This window comes from Acidovorax sp. SUPP1855 (assembly GCF_030158955.1).
Classification (GTDB): Bacteria; Pseudomonadota; Gammaproteobacteria; order Burkholderiales; family Burkholderiaceae_C; genus Paracidovorax.
Map to the genome: position 1 here is coordinate 141376 of NZ_BQXI01000010.1, position 16424 is coordinate 157799.

Consider the following 16424-nt stretch of genomic DNA (forward strand, 5'->3'; position numbering starts at 1 on the left):
TTCCTGGGTCCGCAAGGTTGGGATGGCGCTGCGCCGTGCGTCTACTGCCAGGTACCCTTTTGAAATGTCCATGACCGATCCCCACCGCGCGGCCCCCTCGTCCAGCGACCTCGATACCGAGGCGCTGGCGTGGTTCGCCCGTCTGGACCGGGAACAGGGCGCCGAGCAGAACGCCGAATTCCAGGCCTGGCTGGCCGGGCACCCCAGCCGACAGGCGGCATTCGCCCGCTGGCAGGCCGACTGGCAACGGCTGGACCAGCTGCCTGCGGCCGGCGTGGCGCAACTGCGGCGGCAACTGGCGGCCGAGCAGGCCCAGGCGGACCGCAAACCCGCGCTGGCGCCCACCGGGCGCAGGGCGTGGCTGCAGGGTTGGTCGGCCCTGGTGCCGCAGGCCGCCGTGGCGGCGGTGGTCTTGCTGATGGCCGGGGGCGGCAGCTACCTGGCCTGGGACCACTGGCAGCAGCAGCCGGTTTTCGTGCAGAACTTCTCGACGGAACGCGGCCAGCAGCTGGACGTGCAACTGCCCGACGGCAGCCGCCTGCGGCTCGATACCGCCACGCGGGTGGAGGTGGCGCTGTACCGCCAGCGGCGCGAGGTGCGCCTGCCCGAGGGGCAAGCCGTGTTCCAGGTGCAGGGCGATGCGGCCCGGCCGTTCGATGTCCTCGCCGGTGCCGTGAAGGTGACGGTGGTGGGCACGCGTTTTTCCGTGCGCCACACCGCCAGCGTGCCCGGCGACAACGGCGTGCGCGTGGCCGTGGAGGAGGGACGGGTGCGCGTGGCGGCGGCCGGCGGCGCCGTGAGCCCACCCGGGCAGCCTGGTACGGCCGCGGTGGTGCTCACCGCCGGGCAGCAGGTGGCGGCCGATGCCGAGGGCCGCATGGCGCCGGTCGGCCCGGTGGCGACGGCCGGCGTCGCCCCCTGGCGCGACGGGCGCATCACCTTCGACGATGTGCCGCTGGCGCAGGCTCTGGCGGAGTTCGAGCGCTACGGGCCGACCGGCCTCGTGGTGCGCGATGCGGCCGTGGGCGCACTGCGCATGACCGGCACCTTCGACCCGCGCCGCCTGGACAACTTCCGGCAGGCGCTACCCAAGGTGCTGCCGGTGCGCCTGCAGGGCGAGGCGCCGCACACCGAAATCGTCGCGGCGCACTGAGCCGGCCTTGCGCCAGGCGTGCGCGCACGTGCGGTCCGACCCCGGGGCCAAGCCACTGAATCGCCTTTCTAAAAAAAGCGCAAAACCCAGGTTGGGGTTTTGCCAAGCCATGCGTCTACCTGAGAAGGCTTCTTATTCCCAACCTTCCGGAGATCGTCCGCATGTCCCGTTTTCGTTTCCATCCTGCCCCGTTGGCCGTGGCGGCCGCCCTGGCGCTGGGCACCTTGCCCACCCATGCCCAGTCCGGGGCCGGTGCGCAGGCTGCGGCATCCGTGCCGGTGGACATCCGCATCGCGGCCCAGCCCCTGGCCCAGGCCCTGGATGCGCTGGCGCGGCAGGCGCGCCTGGAGCTGATGGTGCAACCCGCACTGGTGGAGGGCAAGGTGGCGCCGGCCGTGCAAGGGCGCCTCACCGCCCGCGAGGCCCTCAACCGCCTGCTGGCGGGCAGCGGGCTGTTCGCGGAGATCGAAGGCACCTCGGTGGTCGTGCGCCGCGTGCCGCAAGGCGCAGGCACGGCCACGCTCGCACCCGTGACGGTATCGGCCCAGGCCGAGCGCCCGGTGGCGACCGAGCACACGGGCTCGTACACCACGCGCGCCATCACGGTGGGCAAGGGCGCCCAGGCGCTCAAGGACATTCCCCAGTCGATCAGCGTCGTCACGCGCCAGCTGATGGACGAGCAGAACATTACCTCGGTCTACGACGCGCTCGCCAGCACCACCGGCATCACGCTGGCGCAAAGCCCGCAGGGCGGCAAATACATCTATTCGCGCGGCTACGACCTGACCACGGTGCAGTACGACGGGGTTCCACTCAACCGCGGCATGTACGGGCGGGCGAGCAACTATTCGTCCAGCATGGCGATCATCGACCGGGCCGAGGTCCTGCGCGGCGCTGCCGGCCTGCTGCAGGGCGAAGGCAGCCCCGGCGGGGCGGTCAACCTGGTGCGCAAGCGTCCTCTCGGCACCAACGTCACCACCGTGGAGGCCCGCGTGGGCTCGTGGGACCGCTACGGCGCGCAGTTGGACGCCAGCCGCGTCCTGAACGAAGAGGGCACGCTGCGCGGCCGCGCGCTGATCGACTACGAAGACCACCACTCGTTCATGGACTACGTGAACCGCCGCAGCCCGACCGTGTACGGCACGCTGGAATACGACGTCTCGGCCGCCACGCGCATCAACTTCGGGGCCAGCTCCGAAGAAACGCGGGGCCGCCCCTCCATGAACGGGCTGCCGCGCTACGCCACCGGCGGCGACCTGAACCTGCCCCGCTCTACCTACCTGGGCGCCACCTGGAACCGGCAGGAGTCGTCCAACCGCGGGCTGTACTTCGATGCGGCGCACCAGTTCAACGACGACTGGAAGCTGCAGTTCACGGCGATGCACCTCAAGGAGGAGCACGACCTGAAGTACGCCGGGGTCAACCGGGCGGTCAACCCGGCGCTGATGCAGAGCGCCAACATCGTGGCCCGGTCCATCGCCGACATCGAGACCTCGGGCATCGACGCGAACCTGACCGGAAAATTCGACGCCTTCGGCCGGCGGCACGAACTGGTGAGCGGGGTCAACTACACGCACACCACGAACGACACCATCTACGGCTTTCGGACCAACTACAACATCTTCGGCCTGAACAGCTACAACCCCGACTTCCGCGAACCCACGGACGCCGAGATCTACACCGGCACCCGCGAGGCGCGGCAGGGCAAGGCCCGGCAACTGGGCTTCTACAACGCGGTGCGCCTGCAACTGACCGACCCGCTCAAGCTGGTGGTCGGCGCGCGCGTCAGCTGGTTCCGCACCGACTGGGACACCGTCACCACCGGCGCGGCGCCGTCCACCTCGGCCACCCACAGCCGCGAGAACGCCAAGGTCAACCCCTATGCCGGGCTGATCTACGCGCTCGACCCGCAATGGTCCGCCTACGTGAGCTATGCCGACATCTTCAAGCCGCAGTCCGAGCTGAACGAGGCGGGCCAGTTGCTCAAGCCCATGGTGGGCGCCAATTACGAAGCGGGCCTCAAAGGCGAGCTGATGGACGGCAAGGTGAATGCCTCGTTCGCCCTGTTCCGCGTGGACCAGAAGAACCGCGCGCAGGAAGACTTCAGCACCAGCCCCACCTGCCGCAGCGACTACTACTGCTACACCGACACGGGCGAGGTGCGCAGCCAGGGCCTGGATGCCGAGGTCAGCGGCGAAGTCGCGCGCCACTGGAACCTGTTCGCCGGCTACACCTTCAACCAGACCAAGTACCTCAAGGACGTGAGCAGCCAGGGCCTGTCCTTCAACAGCTACACGCCCAAGCACCTGTTTCGCCTGTGGAGCACCTACCAGCTGCCGGGCGAGTGGAACGCCATCACCCTCGGGGGCGGCGTCAACGCGCAAAGCGGCAGCTACCGCCAGATCGGCGCCGTGCGCGTCACCAACGGCGGGCGGGCGGTGTGGAATGCGCTGGTCAAGTACCAGATCAACCGCCACTGGACCGCGGCACTGAACGTGAACAACGTCTTCGACAAGCGCTACTACAGCTCGGTCACCGCGCTGGTCAACGGCAGCTACTACGGCGACCCGCGCAACGTGATGCTGACCCTGCGCGGCGCGTTCTGACCGTGCGCAGTCGATCGCGCAGCGAACGGCCAGGGATGGGGCCCGCATGAAAGGCAACGGCAACTTCCGCCAGTCCATGTCGTGGCTGCACACCTGGTGCGGCCTTGTCTGCGGATGGCTGCTGTGCGCCATCTTCCTCACGGGCACGCTCAGCGTGTTCCGGGAGCCGATCACCCGCTGGATGGAGGCCCGGCCCGTGCTTGCGGACGCCGGGGCCGGCACACAGGGGGCCGTGCCGCACGCTCTGGCCCAGGCCGTGCGGCACCTGGCCGCGCAGGCACCCGGCGCGCGCTTTTGGCGCATCGAGCTGCCCCAGGCCCCGGGCGATGCCCTGCTGCTGGCGTGGCGCGATGGCCGCGCCAACCAGATGGCCGCGCTGCACCCGGTGACCGGCGCCGTGCTGCCCTTGCCCTGGGGGCGGGCGACCGAAGGCGGGCGCCACTTCATGTCATTTCACTACATGCTGCAATGGAACGCGCTCGGCTTCTGGGTGGTCGGCTGGGTGTCGATGGCCATGCTGGTGGCGCTGGTGTCCGGCGTGGTCGTGCACCGGCGCATCTTTCAGGATTTCTTCACGCTCCGGCCGGGCAAGGGCCAGCGCTCGTGGATGGACGCCCACAACGCCACCGCCGTGCTGACGCTGCCCTTCCTGTTCATGATCGTCTACACCGGGCTGGCGATCTTCTACACCTCGTACATGCCCTGGCCCCTGCAGGCGGCCTACGGCAGCGGCGAGACGGCCTATGCCCGGTTCCAGGCCGAGTTGCACCACGGCGAGGGCGAAGCGCTGCGCCGCCCCCGCACGGGCCGGCCCGCGGCCTTGCACGATCTGGCACCGCTGCTGCAAAGGGCCCGCGACCTGACGGGCCAGCCACCGCGCATGGTGGTGATCGAGGCACCGGGCGATGCGAATGCCACGGTGCGCGTGCTCGGCCCCCGCGAAGCCGAGCCGGGCGCAGGCCAGCGCCGCGCCTTGCTGAACCTGGTGGCCACCGCGGTGTTCGACGGCGTGATCGGCACCGTGCTGCAGGTGCGCCGGCCGGACCCCGACGTCGCCTTCGCTTCGGAGCAGGTGCACGCCGTGATGGAGTCGCTGCACTTCGCCCGCTTCGGTGGCTGGCCGATGAAGTGGCTGTACTTCGCCAGCGGTCTGCTCGGCACCGTGATGGTGGCCACCGGCACCGTGCTGTTCAGCGTGAAGCGGCATCGCGCCTGCGGCAACGAGTTCGGCCGTGCCACGGCCGGCGTCTACCGCGCCATCGAGGCCCTGAACGTCGCGGCCGTGGCAGGCATCGGGGTGGCCTGCATCGGCTACCTCCATGCCAACCGCCTGCTGCCCGCCGAACTGCCCGGCCGCGCGCTGTGGGAGATCCGGGCCTTCCTGGCGGTCTGGCTGGCCACGCTGCTGCACGCCGCGCTGCGCCCGCCGCGCCGGGCCTGGGTGGAGCAACTGGGCGCGGCGGCGGCGCTGTGCGTGGCGCTGCCCGCGCTGAACGCCTGGACCACCGGCCAGCACCTGGGCCGCTACGCCCTGGCGGGCGATGGGCAGCGCGCCGGCGTGGAGCTCGCCGCGCTGGCCTTCGGCGCGGCGCTGGCGTGGGCCGCGTACCGCACCGGGCAGGGCTGGCACGGCGCGCGCAAGGCGGTGCCAGGCGTGCCCCGGCGCCCTGCGCCGCGCGGCGGGGTGCAGGGATGAGCCGCCCCCTTCGGCCAGCGACGCGTTCAGCCAGCCGGCTCGGCGTTGCCAGCCGGGTGCTGGCCGCGTGCGCGGGGGGGTACGCCGTGGCGTCCCTGCTTGCCGCCGTGCTGGCGCTGGCCGCGCCGCGCCTGTGGGGAGGGAGCCGAGCGGATGGCGTGTTGCTGGCGACGTTGCTCAGCTTCGTGGTGTACGCGGCCATCGCGCTATGGGTGTTCTGCGCGCGCAGCGCGACGCGGGCCTGGCTGGGCCTGGGCGTGGCGGCAGCGCCCTGTGTTGGCCTGCTGTGGTGGTGGCGGTGACCCCATGGGCCGCTAGCATCGCTGCCCATGAAACCTCGAAGAATCCTCGCGGCACTCGCTGCCGCTTTTTTGTGCCTCGCGGTTTTGCTCGGTGCGGGCGAAGTCCTGAGCCAGCCGCACCACCGGCCCGTGGGCGCGGCCCCGGGCGATCTGCCCGCGAGCCCGGTGCGGTTCGATACCGTCACGGGCCAGTCCCTTGCGGGCTGGCTGGTCCGTGGCGATGCCGGGGCCGGGGCGGTGCTGCTTTTGCATGGCATCGGTGCGGACCGGCGGCAGATGCTGGGCCGGGCCCGGTTTCTCCATCGCCTGGGCTATTCGGTGCTGCTCATCGATCTGCCCGCCCATGGCGAGAGCGCCGGGGACCGGGTGACCTTCGGCTGGAACGAATCGCAAGGCGTGGCGGCGGCCCTGGACTACCTGTCCGACGCGCTGCCCGACGAGAAGATCGGCGTGATCGGCGCATCGCTCGGGGCGGCGTCGCTCGTGCTGTCCCTCCCTGACGTGTCCCTGGAGGCCGTCGTGCTGGAGTCGATGTTCCCCACGATCGAAGACGCGGTCTCCGACCGCCTGGCGATGTACCTGGGGCCGGCGGGCCGGTGGCTCACGCCGCTGCTGCTGTGGCAGCTTCCCGTGCGGCTGGGCGTTTCCGCGGATCAGCTGCGGCCCATCGCCGACCTGCCGTCGCTGCACGTGCCGCTGCTGATCGCGGCCGGATCGGAAGACCGCCACACCCCCCTGGCGGAAACCCGGCGCATCTACGCCGCGGCCGACGACCCGAAGGCGTTGTGGGTGGTCGATGGTGCGGCGCATGTCGATCTGCATGCGTTCGATCCGCCGGCCTACGAGGCGCGGATTTCGGCGTTCCTCGCGAAACACCTGCGCGACAGCGACTGAGGCGGTACGCCGTGCCGGGCGGACTCGGGTGTGAAGGGTGGGCGAGCCCCTCAGCGCCCGCTAGCGGCCGACGTGGCGGGTCCTTCGTTGTCGGCCGGGTCACCACCGGGCGGGTGGGTTGCCACTCCCATCCCGCTCCCTCCGGCCCCCATATCAACGCCGGCGCCGCCCCCACTGCCTCGCACACCGCCATCGGCATTGGCGCGCCGGGCGCCCGCGCCACCGCTTCCTCCGGGCCGCAGCGGCCCCTGCACGGGAATCGGCAGGTGCTGTGCAATCGGCTCCAGGTCCAGCGCCGCCCGAATGAACTGCCGCAGCGACACCACCAGCTGCGCCGTTTCGATGCTGCGGCCGGCCACCATGTCCTGCGCGGCCTGGGCGGCAAGCTGCACCTGCTCTTCGGTGCCCAGCAGGATCACGTCGGACAGCGCGGCCTCCACCGCGTCGCGCACGCGGCGTTGGCGCTGGGTGCTGGTCAGCGGTGCCAGCGCCTCTTCTCCGGTGGCCGGATCGCCTTCTGCAGAAGCCAGCGATGACATTGGGTTGGCAGCCGGCCGGCGCAGGTCGCGCATGTGCGCCGGGCTCACCTGCAACTGCCCGGTGAACGAGCCGCCCAAGGTCTTGTAGGCGGCGATCAGGGTCTTGAGCCGCTCGTTGATCTGCCGGTTTTCGCGTTGTTGGCGGCGCTGGATGGTCTGCATGAACACGAGCCGGATGCCCACCATGAGCAGCGAGGCCAGCAGCAGCCCCAACGCGGTGGTGAGCAGGGTGTGCCAGGAACTGAAGTCGAGCATGTTGCGCATGGCGGACGCGGGGCGCTGGCGCCGCCGCGAAAGGAGAGTGGAGGGCAGGCCATGATAGGCACGGGCACCAGGCGCTGCGCCCGTAGCCGGGCGGCACCGTTGGGCCCTCGCAGGGTGCGGCTCAGGCGGGCGGCGCCGCGTCCAGCACGTCGACGACCCGCTTCCAGTCCGCCGCATCGACCGGCGTGATGGACAGGCGGCTGCCTTTTTGCAGCACCTGCAGACCGGCGAGCTCCGGCCGGGCGCGCAATTCGGCCAGGGGCAGCAGGCGGGTCTTGCGCAGCGCCTGCACGTCCAGCAGCAGCCACCGCGGTTGGTCCGGGCGGGATTTGGGGTCGTGGTAGGGCGATTCGGGGTCGAACTGCGTCGGGTCCGGCCGCGTGGCGGAGGCCACGCGCGCCAGGCCGGCAATGCCCGGCTCCGGACAGCTGGAGTGATAGAACAGCACGCCGTCGCCCACCTGCATGCCGTCGCGCATGAAGTTGCGCGCCTGGTAGTTGCGCACGCCGGTCCAGGGCACGGTGGCATCCGGGGCGGCCAGGGCGTCGTCGATGGAGCATTCCTGCGGCTCGGACTTCATGAGCCAGTAGCGGGGTTCGGGGGGCGGGGTCGTCGTCATGGCGCCATTCTGGCGGGATGCGGTGCAAGGATCGAGCCCTTCCTGCCGTCAGAGGGTCGTTGCTATTTATTTAATAGCAATGAAGGCATGATTCACTAGGGCATGGGGCCAAAAACACCCTTATTCGCGAATTCACCGCATGCGCGCCGGTCCCGTGCCGCCCCACCGGATCGCATCGTGCGCCGGGATGGCCAGTGGGTTGTCCTGGGGTTCCGACAAGGGGGCGAGCAGGGCGTTCAGGTCCGCCTCGCTGAACTTGGCCGCACCCGCGGCGTCGTGCCCCAGCACCCCCTGCGCCAGCGCCTGCTTGCGGGCCTGCAGTTCCAGCATGCGTTCCTCGATGCTGCCTTCCACCACGATCTTGTAGACGAACACCGGCTGGTCCTGCCCGATGCGGTGGGCACGGGCGGTGGCCTGCTCCTCCACGGCGGGGTTCCACCAGGGGTCCAGGTGGATCACCGTGTCGGCGGCGGTCAGGTTCAGGCCCACGCCGCCGGCCTTGAGGCTGGCCAGCAGGACGGGCGGCGCGCCCGCATCGCCGCGGTCCTGGAAGCGCCGCACCACGGCGCCGCGCGCGCGGGGCGGTGTGTCTCCGGTCAGCGCGAGGAAGGGCAGGGCGAGCGCCTCCAGCGTTTCGGCCACCAGGGCGAGCATTTCGGTGAACTGCGAGAACACCAGCACGCGGCGCCCTTGCGCGACCAGGGCGGGCAGCGCGTCGGCCAGCCATTCGAGCTTGGCGCGCTCCATGGTGGCGGGCTGCGCCCGGGCGGCCTCGCTGCCCTTGACCAGGCGCGGATCGCAGCACACCTGCCGCAGCTTGAGCAGCGCATCCAGCAGGGTGATCTGCGCGCCGTCGAAGCTCTGGCGCTGCAGCACGCGGCGCACCTGCTTGTCGGCGGCGGCACGCACCGCTTCGTACAGCTCGCGCTGGCGGCCCTGCAGCGGCAGCCGCAGCACGACGTCGGTGCGCGGCGGCAGTTCGGTGGCCACGTCCTGCTTGCGGCGGCGCAGGATGAACGGGCGCACGCGCCGGGCCAGCACCTCGGCCCGCAGGGTTTCGCCGTTCTCCTCGATGGGCTTGCGCCAGCGCTGGGAGAAGCTGCGCGCATCGCCCAGAAAGCCGGGCATGAGGAAGTCGAACTGCGCCCACAGCTCGCCCAGGTGGTTCTCCAGCGGCGTGCCGGTCAGGCAAAGCAGATGCGGCGCGTTCAGGCGCCGCAGGGCGCGGGCACTGCGGCTGCCGGCGTTCTTGACCATCTGCGCCTCGTCCAGGATCAGCAGGTGCCACGGCTGCGCGGCCAGCACGTCGATGTCGCGCCACACCAGCGGGTAGGTCGTCAGCACCAGGTCATGTTGGCCGATGCGGGCAAAGCGCTCGCGCCGGTCCGCGCCGTGCAGGCTGAGCACGCGCAGGCCCGGGGCCATGCGCTGCGCCTCCGCTTGCCAGTTGAAGACGAGCGAGGTGGGCAGCACCACCAGCGCAGGGTGCGCCAGCCGGTCCGCTTCCTTTTCGGTGAGGACATGGGCCAGCGCCTGCGCGGTTTTCCCCAGGCCCATGTCGTCGGCCAGGATGCCGCCCAGCCCTTGGGCGCGCAGGTATTGCAGCCATGCGAGGCCGTCGAGCTGGTACGGCCGCAGCGGCACCTGCAGCCCGGCCGGCGCGGCCACGGGCGCAGGCGTGCCGATGGCCTTCAGCCGCCGCGCCAGATGGGCCAGGCCGGCATCGCCCTGCAGCTGCCAGCCGTTGTCCCAGCCGCTGACCGTGCCCACGCGGTGCGCCTGCACCAGGCCGGCGCGCAGGGCCTCGATGCGCCGCATCTCCCAGGGGCCCAGGCGCAGCGGGTCGCCGTCCTGGCGCTGCCGGCCGGCGTTGCGCAGCGGATCGGTGAGCAGGTCCACCATCGCGCCGACGATGGCCTTGAGCGGCGCCGCCGGCGCATCGATGCGCCGCCCGCCGGGCGCGCGCAGCGAGACGGTGGCGTGGTCGTCGATGGCGGCCATCTGCGCGGCGTTCAGCCAGCGCGGCTCGCGCCGGAGCAGATCGGCCAGCAGGGGCGCCAAGTCCAGCGTCTCTCCGTCCACCTCGATGCCCAGGCTCAGCAGCCAGGCCCCTTCGCGTTCGGGCAGATGCAGCTTTTGCACCGGGCGTTCGCGCGGGCCCAGCGGGCCGGCGAGATCCTTGCCCAGCAGCTCGCCGGTGTCGGGGTCCAGGCGCAGCGTCCAGCGCTGCACGGGAACGCTCTCGTGCGCGAAGCCGGGCAGCACCGACACGGCCCAGCCGTGGGTCTGCAGGCGCGGCACCTGCTCGGCCCAGAAGTCGCCGAAGGCCGCCTCCTGCGGCAGCGTCCAGACAGGGCCCAGCAAGGGAGCACCCGTACGGTCGCGCCACTGCAAGGCCGTTTCGGGCACCGGCAGCAGGCCCAGGTCGCGCACGAGGTCGATGGCATCCGCCTCGGCCGCCCCATCGCGCTGCAGGCGCAGCACGGGGCCGCCGGTGTCGTACAGCTCCTGCACGGCCGGCGGGCGGCTGTTGAGCACCGAGGTGGGGGCGGGCATTTCCCAGGCGGCGCCATCCGGCGTGCGGTAGGTCCAGTCGATGCGGGCCAGCGTGACCTGATCGCCGCGCGGTCCGATCGGCCCGTGGGGCCGCAGGCCCAGCAGGCCGTCGCCACGGCCCAGCGTCTGCAGCGTGATGCGCGGCTGGAATCGGCCCGGCGTGGCGAGGGTGCCGTCCGCCGGGTCCGGCGGCGCGGACGGGGCGGCGGCGCGGGGCGCATCGCCGCGCATGCGCGCCATGACCTGCGCGGCCTCGGCATCGGACAGGGTGGGCAGCCGCGCGAGTGTGGCGGCATCGGCCTGGCGCTGCAGCGCTGAGACCCAGGCGCCGATCGCGTGCTCGCGCGCAGCCGAGGCAACGGAAGGGCGCTTGGCGCGAGGGGAGTCAGCGGGGTGGCGCGGCGGCATGGGCGGCCATTGTGCCGGGCGAGCGGCCGCGTTCGAATGCGGGGGCCGCCGGGTGGCGGATTCAGCGCTTCGAATCGGCCCGTGGCGCCGGCAGGGTGAGTTGGGCCGCCTTGGCGACTTCCACGCAATCGCGCAGGTGCTGCTCGCCGAGCAGGCGCAGCGTGGTGTAGCCCAGCACGGCCGCCACGGCCTGGCCGGCCAGCGGCACATATTTGGCCGCCTGCTTGGCCGTGAGTCGCATGCCCACGGCCTGGGTGGCCCGGATCACCAGCTCGCGGGTGACGAACTTGCCGATCAAGGCCGACCCGACGAGGCCGACCGCTTTCTGCACCTGCTCGCGCTTGTGGGGCGTGAGCCGGTCGATCTGCTCGGGAGTCAGGCCGAACTCCGCATTGATCTGCGGCACCAGTCGGGACAGCAAGGCCGCGTCCACCGCCCAATCGAGGCCCGGAATGGGCACGGTGCCCGCGGCGGCGGCCATCAGTGCGCGCCGGTGTAGCAGGCGGCGGCTGCGCTGCACGGCCGCCAGCAGATCGGGGTCGTTGCCGGCGAGAGCCGAGGCACTGGGAACGCGTTTCGCCACGGGGCGGCCGCCTTTCAGTTCTTGCTCTTGAAGAAGCCGTACACCAGCAGCAGCAGCATCGCGCCCAGGATGGAGGCGATCCAGCCGGCTGGCTCGCCCTCCTGGTACCAGCCCATGGCGAGTCCGATGTAGGTGGCCAGGAACGACCCGGCCACGCCGAGCAGCGCCGTCATGATCCAGCCGAGCTTGTCATCCCCCGGCTTGAGAGCGCGGGCGAGCAGGCCCACCACGAGACCGACGAGAAGAACACCGAGGACGGAGAACATGGGCAGGCAATTTCTGGTTGAGATAGGGCGAATCTACCCGGCGGCCCGCAAGGCGCCATGTCGGACGAGGCGCACTGTGCCGCCGGCCCGGAATGGAGGTTCTCACAAAGAACCGGATGAGGGCGGTGCGCACCAAGACAGTGCATTCTCGGCAGGCCGGTGCGGCGGAGCCTGGGGCGCCGGCTGTGGGAGTCGGCCGACAAGCCGACGCGCGTGAATCCCGCGCTCGGCGAATTCCCGGCTAGATAAGGTCATGGCTCTCCCACAAGAAAAGAAAGGAAAGCCATGCTCATCCGATCCCCTCGCACTGTCTTGTCCGCCACCGTGCTGGCGCTGGCCGCGGCCACCGGGGGCGCCATGCTGCCCTCGACAGCCCTTGCCCAGAGCGATCAGGCATCGCTGGAGCGCGGTGCACGGCCGGACACCACGCCCGCGCAACGCCACCAGACCGCGATCCGCGAGGCGGGCGGTGGTTTGAAGGTGGCTTTGGAAGAATGCCGGGCGGGTGAAGCCGGCGCGCGCAAGTCGTGCGAGTCGCAGGCCCGGGCCCGCTACCAAGCCGATATGGCTGCCGCCAAGGAAATGCTGCGCAATCCCGATGCCCGTCCGGTGAATGTGGTGGGCGAACCCATTCGCAGCACGGAAACCACGACGGTCATCAAGCCCTGACGGCCTCAGGCGAAGTCACCATGCGCAAGCGGTGCAACGTGCCGAAACGCTCAGTTGGCCGAGCCGTCCTTGCCAGTGTCGTCGGTGCTCACACGGCGGGCGCCGTTGAAGCGGCGCTGCCAGTAGGAGGCGCCCATGTCTTCCACGCGGACTTCCGCACCGCTGCGGGGCGAGTGGATGAACTTGCCGTCGCCCACATACATGCCGACATGGCTGAAGGCGCGGCGCATGGTGTTGAAAAAGACGAGGTCGCCCGGTTGAAGGTCTTTTTTCTCGATCTTCTCGGTGGCGGCCGCTTGCTGGTCGGCGCGACGCGGAAGCACGAGGCCAGCCGCCTTGCCGTAGATCGTGCGGATGAAGCCGCTGCAATCAAAACCGGTTTCGACGTCGTTGCCCCCCCGGCGGTAGGGTACTCCGAGGAATCCCATGGCCGTGGCGACGACTTCTCCGGCCTTGTCCTGCACGTTGTGCCGGGCTTCCTGCAGCTGCGAGAGCATGGTCTTCTCGCGGACAAGACGGTCCAGATCATCAGAGGGCGCATTGTTGGGGGCGGCGTGGGCGCTGGCGCAGGCCAGCAACAATAGGCAAATCCATCGAGACATGGGGCGCGAGGGTAACACGCGTCTCCGAGCATCTTTTGGCAAAAAATGTCGCAAAGGTTCAGGCTTCATGGCTTTTGACTATGGATCAGCGGGCGTGGCATGCTTTGGCACAGGCGATCCAAGCAAATTGGGGGCCTGCCCCATAGGCACAGTGCATAACGGCGTTACATTCATCCACCAATTCCGTCGCATGAAATTTGATAAATATGTGCGTTTAAATCGTTTTCTGCGCGTTGCGCTGACATCCTGCACCGCCGCCATGGCGCTCGCGCATGGAACGGCGGGGGCCCAGACTGCCATCCCGGTCGCCCCCCAGGCGGCCAAAAACCAGGCCAACGCCGTGACGGTGGCGCAGGACCTGTCCAATCCCTGGGCCGTGGCGTTCCTGCCGGGCGGGCGGTTCCTGGTGACGGAGCGTGTGGGCCGCCTGCGGGTGGTGGAGGCCAATGGCCGCATCAACCCGCCCATATCCGGCCTGCCGCCTGTCGTGTTCGGCGGGCAGGGCGGCCTGCTCGATGTGGTCACCGACACGGACTTCGAACGCAACCGGCGCATCTTCTTTTGCTACTCCGAGCCCGCGGCGCAGGGCGAGGCTGGCAACAGCACCGCCATGGCGAGCGCAGTGCTGGCCCCTGGCGAAACCGCCTTGAGCGACGTGCGCGTGATCTTCAGCCAACGGCCCAAGGTGCAGAGCTCGCTGCACTTCGGCTGCCGCATCGCGCAGGCCCGGGACGGATCGATCTTTCTGGCCGTGGGCGAGCGCTCCACCCGCAAGGAAGACGCCCAGAAGCTCGACGGCCACCTGGGCAAGATCATCCATGTGCAGCCCGATGGTTCGCCGGGCCCGGGCAACCCGACCGGGGCCGGCGCGCTGCCAGAAATCTGGAGCTGGGGCCACCGCAACCCGCAGGGCGCGACCATCGCCCCGGACGGTCGGCTGTGGATCAATGAACACGGCCCGCAAGGGGGCGATGAAATCAACGTGCCCCAGGCCGGCCGCAATTACGGCTGGCCGGTCGTCACCTACGGCGAGAACTATGGCGGCGGCAAGATCGGGGAAGGGCTGACGCACAAGGCGGGCATGGAGCCGCCGCTGCACTACTGGGTGCCGTCCATCGCGCCCTCGGGCATGGCCTTCCTGACCAGCGACCGCTACGGCGCCGATTGGCGGGGCAGCCTGTTCGTCGGCTCGCTCAAGTTCAGCCGCCTGCACCGGCTGGAGCTGGCGAACGGCAAGGTGGTGCGCGACGAATACCTGCTCGGCGGCCTGGCCGAACGCATCCGCGACGTGCGCCAGGGTCCGGACGGCTGGCTGTACCTGCTGACCGATGGCCCCCAGGGCCGGCTGCTGCGCCTGACGCGCTGACTACCCCTGTGCGGATCGGGCGACCCTGGAGCCGGTCCACCCCCGTCGTACTGTCTCAAGGAACCTGCGCCAAGCACGGCTGCGACAATCCCCGCATCTTTCACCTTTTGCCCAGCGCACCCCGCCCATGCTGCTCGACGCCTCCGAATCCCAACTCGTCCTGGTCGATTACCAGGAACGCCTGATGCCCGCCATTTTCGAAGGCCCGGCCGTGCTGGCCAACGCGCTGCGCCTGGCCCGGGCGGCCCAGTTGATGGAGGTGCCGGTCTGGGGCACCGAGCAAAACCCATCGCGCCTGGGGCCCAACGACCCGGCGCTGCGTGCGCTGTGCCGCAAGACCCTGGCCAAGATGCATTTCAGCGCCGCCGAGGAAGGCCTGGGCGAATGGCTGCGCCCCGAGCCCAAGCCCCCTGCCGGCAACGCCCGCAGCCTGCCCAAGCACCTGCAGAAACCCCAGCCCACGGCCGAAGAGCCCGGCGCCATCGTCATCGCCGGCTGCGAGGCCCACGTTTGCCTGCTGCAGACGGCGCTGGACCTGCTGGAGGACGAATTCGACGTGTGCGTGGTGACCGACGCCTGCGGCTCGCGCACCGAGCGCAACCGCGACGCCGCCTTCGACCGCCTGGCCGGCGCGGGCGCCGAACTGGTCACGACGGAGATGGTCATCTTCGAATGGGCGCGCACGGCGGAACACCCGGCCTTCAAGGATTTGCTGGCGCTGGTGAAGTGAGCCTGGGGTGGGGGAGCGGGCCGGCGAGCCTGCCCCTGTCCCATCCCTGGGCAGTGCCCGGTGACCGGGTTGATAGGATCTGATCGCGTCCTTGGCGGCCGTCCCCTCCGGGGCTGCTGCAAGGTTTGGAGTTTTACCCCATAAGGAGTTTTCACCCCATGCATTGGAAGTCCGCTTTCGCTTTGCTCGCCCTGTCTGGTGCGACCCTAACTACATTCGCGCAGTCCGACCGGCAAGTGGCCGAAGACATGGTGACCCGCTCAGCCAATGTCTGCCCTGGCCACAGCACCGAGCGCACCACACCCACGGTCAAGGCCGTGCCCGTCGGCGCATTGCGGGTCATGCGGGACCGCGGCCTGGTGATGTGCCCGGACCGTCGCCTCGATGCCGACGCACCGGCCGTGTTCTACGGCAGGGTCGGTGTGTTCGCATGGAACCCGGAAGTGGCGGCGGCTTCGGCCGTGATCGTCCAGCAGATCGGCGCCATGACCCGCAAGGACGAGTACCCGGTGGAGACGCTGGTCTGGGATGCCAAGGGCAACCCCCTGAAACAACGCACCGTGCCGGCCTTCGAACCCAGGCCCGGCGCGGCGGTGCTGTACAAGATCCGTTGATGCGAGGGTGACCGCTGTGGCGGCCGGGTCCTGTGCCTCGGCGTGAATTGATCTGCCGCAATGCAGATTGGCAAGCCAGCCGCTACAACCGACATGGGCGGGCTTGGCGGACACGGGGCCGTAAGGGCCGGCCTCCACCCTGACATCCCCGAACGGGAGTTCTTATGTTCGACCACATCGGTATCCGCGCCAGCGACAGCGAGGCCAGTGCGTCCTTCTTCCTGCGCGCCCTGGCGCCCCTGGGGATCACCGTCGCCATGAAGGGGCCGCACGGGGCGGGTTTGGGCAAGAACGGCAAACCCTCGCTCTGGATCTACGATGCCGAAGACCGGCCGAGCCCGCTGCACCTGGCGTTCACGGCGGAAAGCCGGCGCCAGGTCGACGCGTTCCATCGTGCGGCGATCGAAGCCGGGGGCCAGGACAATGGCCCCCCAGGACTGCGCCTGCACTACCACCCGCACTACTACGCCGCCTTCGTCATCGCGCCCGATGGCCACAACGTGGAAGCGGTGTGCCATCTACCGCAGGATTGAAGGCGCATGCCAACACCACGGTCG

The 16424-nt window shown here is 70.1% G+C and carries 16 protein-coding genes; 10 read left to right on the plus strand and 6 right to left on the minus strand.

Annotated features, from left to right (window positions below; genetic code table 11):
• Positions 1 to 64: 64 nt before the first annotated feature.
• The 5 genes from AVMA1855_RS11390 to AVMA1855_RS11410 all read left to right on the plus strand — a co-directional run bounded on the left by AVMA1855_RS11390 (position 65) and on the right by AVMA1855_RS11410 (position 6651).
• Positions 65 to 1153: a FecR domain-containing protein gene (locus AVMA1855_RS11390; RefSeq protein WP_284425783.1), complete on the plus strand. Its 1089-nt coding sequence runs from the start codon at positions 65 to 67 to the stop codon at positions 1151 to 1153.
• A 161-nt stretch (positions 1154 to 1314) separates the two neighbouring features.
• Positions 1315 to 3759 (plus strand): TonB-dependent siderophore receptor, encoded by a 2445-nt coding sequence (locus tag AVMA1855_RS11395; protein WP_284425784.1) that lies wholly within the window; start codon positions 1315 to 1317, stop codon positions 3757 to 3759.
• A gap of 46 nt (positions 3760 to 3805) precedes the next feature.
• Entirely contained in the window at positions 3806 to 5455 is a 1650-nt protein-coding gene (locus AVMA1855_RS11400; protein WP_284425785.1) for a PepSY-associated TM helix domain-containing protein, read from the plus strand.
• Between the two features lie 86 nt (positions 5456 to 5541).
• Positions 5542 to 5757 carry a DUF3649 domain-containing protein gene (locus AVMA1855_RS11405; RefSeq protein ID WP_284425786.1) on the plus strand — a complete coding sequence of 72 codons (216 nt, stop codon included), beginning with the start codon at positions 5542 to 5544 and terminating at the stop codon, positions 5755 to 5757.
• Positions 5758 to 5784: 27 nt separating this feature from the next.
• Positions 5785 to 6651: an alpha/beta hydrolase gene (locus AVMA1855_RS11410; RefSeq protein ID WP_284425787.1), complete on the plus strand. Its 867-nt coding sequence runs from the start codon at positions 5785 to 5787 to the stop codon at positions 6649 to 6651.
• 50 nt (positions 6652 to 6701) lie between these two features.
• Here AVMA1855_RS11410 and AVMA1855_RS11415 read toward each other — a convergent pair whose 3' ends face one another.
• The 5 genes from AVMA1855_RS11415 to AVMA1855_RS11435 all read right to left on the minus strand — a co-directional run bounded on the left by AVMA1855_RS11415 (position 6702) and on the right by AVMA1855_RS11435 (position 11886).
• Complete coding sequence (locus AVMA1855_RS11415; protein WP_284425788.1) at positions 6702 to 7454, minus strand: hypothetical protein; 753 nt, start codon at positions 7452 to 7454, stop codon at positions 6702 to 6704.
• A gap of 121 nt (positions 7455 to 7575) precedes the next feature.
• Complete coding sequence (locus AVMA1855_RS11420) at positions 7576 to 8073, minus strand: EVE domain-containing protein (protein WP_284425789.1); 498 nt, start codon at positions 8071 to 8073, stop codon at positions 7576 to 7578.
• A gap of 132 nt (positions 8074 to 8205) precedes the next feature.
• A complete protein-coding gene (locus AVMA1855_RS11425) occupies positions 8206 to 11037 on the minus strand; it encodes a DEAD/DEAH box helicase (RefSeq protein WP_284425790.1) in 2832 nt (943 codons plus the stop codon).
• A gap of 61 nt (positions 11038 to 11098) precedes the next feature.
• Positions 11099 to 11620 (minus strand): hypothetical protein, encoded by a 522-nt coding sequence (locus tag AVMA1855_RS11430; protein WP_284425791.1) that lies wholly within the window; start codon positions 11618 to 11620, stop codon positions 11099 to 11101.
• A gap of 14 nt (positions 11621 to 11634) precedes the next feature.
• Positions 11635 to 11886 (minus strand): GlsB/YeaQ/YmgE family stress response membrane protein, encoded by a 252-nt coding sequence (locus tag AVMA1855_RS11435; protein WP_284425792.1) that lies wholly within the window; start codon positions 11884 to 11886, stop codon positions 11635 to 11637.
• Between the two features lie 285 nt (positions 11887 to 12171).
• Between AVMA1855_RS11435 and AVMA1855_RS11440 the strand changes: the two genes are divergently transcribed.
• Positions 12172 to 12555, plus strand: coding sequence for a hypothetical protein (locus AVMA1855_RS11440; RefSeq protein WP_284425793.1), 384 nt, complete (start codon positions 12172 to 12174; stop codon positions 12553 to 12555).
• Positions 12556 to 12605: 50 nt separating this feature from the next.
• On the opposite strand, the gene AVMA1855_RS11445 is transcribed toward AVMA1855_RS11440, so the two are convergent.
• Complete coding sequence (locus AVMA1855_RS11445) at positions 12606 to 13157, minus strand: C40 family peptidase (RefSeq protein WP_284404595.1); 552 nt, start codon at positions 13155 to 13157, stop codon at positions 12606 to 12608.
• Positions 13158 to 13416: 259 nt separating this feature from the next.
• On the opposite strand from AVMA1855_RS11445, the gene AVMA1855_RS11450 reads away from it, so the two are divergent.
• From AVMA1855_RS11450 to AVMA1855_RS11465, 4 genes are all read left to right on the plus strand, one after another.
• Positions 13417 to 14523: a PQQ-dependent sugar dehydrogenase gene (locus tag AVMA1855_RS11450; RefSeq protein WP_284425794.1), complete on the plus strand. Its 1107-nt coding sequence runs from the start codon at positions 13417 to 13419 to the stop codon at positions 14521 to 14523.
• A gap of 127 nt (positions 14524 to 14650) precedes the next feature.
• Positions 14651 to 15253, plus strand: a complete 603-nt coding sequence (locus AVMA1855_RS11455) for an isochorismatase family protein (RefSeq protein WP_272569259.1) — start codon at positions 14651 to 14653, stop codon at positions 15251 to 15253.
• Positions 15254 to 15411: 158 nt separating this feature from the next.
• Positions 15412 to 15867 (plus strand): hypothetical protein, encoded by a 456-nt coding sequence (locus tag AVMA1855_RS11460; protein ID WP_284425795.1) that lies wholly within the window; start codon positions 15412 to 15414, stop codon positions 15865 to 15867.
• A 164-nt stretch (positions 15868 to 16031) separates the two neighbouring features.
• The gene (locus AVMA1855_RS11465) at positions 16032 to 16400 is read left to right on the plus strand and encodes a VOC family protein (protein WP_284425796.1); all 369 of its coding nucleotides are present in this window, start codon (positions 16032 to 16034) and stop codon (positions 16398 to 16400) included.
• The last annotated feature ends 24 nt before the right edge of the window (positions 16401 to 16424 follow it).

What these genes read in the sequence shown, in the direction of transcription:
- AVMA1855_RS11390 (WP_284425783.1), top strand. Translation starts at nt 65, where the DNA reads ATGTCCATGACCGATCCCCACCGCGCGGCCCCCTCGTCCAGCGACCTC.
- AVMA1855_RS11395 (WP_284425784.1), top strand. Translation starts at nt 1,315, where the DNA reads ATGTCCCGTTTTCGTTTCCATCCTGCCCCGTTGGCCGTGGCGGCCGCC.
- AVMA1855_RS11400 (WP_284425785.1), top strand. Translation starts at nt 3,806, where the DNA reads ATGAAAGGCAACGGCAACTTCCGCCAGTCCATGTCGTGGCTGCACACC.
- AVMA1855_RS11410 (WP_284425787.1), top strand. Translation starts at nt 5,785, where the DNA reads ATGAAACCTCGAAGAATCCTCGCGGCACTCGCTGCCGCTTTTTTGTGC.
- AVMA1855_RS11415 (WP_284425788.1), bottom strand. Translation starts at nt 7,454, where the DNA reads ATGCGCAACATGCTCGACTTCAGTTCCTGGCACACCCTGCTCACCACC.
- AVMA1855_RS11420 (WP_284425789.1), bottom strand. Translation starts at nt 8,073, where the DNA reads ATGACGACGACCCCGCCCCCCGAACCCCGCTACTGGCTCATGAAGTCC.
- AVMA1855_RS11425 (WP_284425790.1), bottom strand. Translation starts at nt 11,037, where the DNA reads ATGCCGCCGCGCCACCCCGCTGACTCCCCTCGCGCCAAGCGCCCTTCC.
- AVMA1855_RS11435 (WP_284425792.1), bottom strand. Translation starts at nt 11,886, where the DNA reads ATGTTCTCCGTCCTCGGTGTTCTTCTCGTCGGTCTCGTGGTGGGCCTG.
- AVMA1855_RS11440 (WP_284425793.1), top strand. Translation starts at nt 12,172, where the DNA reads ATGCTCATCCGATCCCCTCGCACTGTCTTGTCCGCCACCGTGCTGGCG.
- AVMA1855_RS11445 (WP_284404595.1), bottom strand. Translation starts at nt 13,157, where the DNA reads ATGTCTCGATGGATTTGCCTATTGTTGCTGGCCTGCGCCAGCGCCCAC.
- AVMA1855_RS11450 (WP_284425794.1), top strand. Translation starts at nt 13,417, where the DNA reads ATGGCGCTCGCGCATGGAACGGCGGGGGCCCAGACTGCCATCCCGGTC.
- AVMA1855_RS11455 (WP_272569259.1), top strand. Translation starts at nt 14,651, where the DNA reads ATGCTGCTCGACGCCTCCGAATCCCAACTCGTCCTGGTCGATTACCAG.
- AVMA1855_RS11460 (WP_284425795.1), top strand. Translation starts at nt 15,412, where the DNA reads ATGCATTGGAAGTCCGCTTTCGCTTTGCTCGCCCTGTCTGGTGCGACC.
- AVMA1855_RS11465 (WP_284425796.1), top strand. Translation starts at nt 16,032, where the DNA reads ATGTTCGACCACATCGGTATCCGCGCCAGCGACAGCGAGGCCAGTGCG.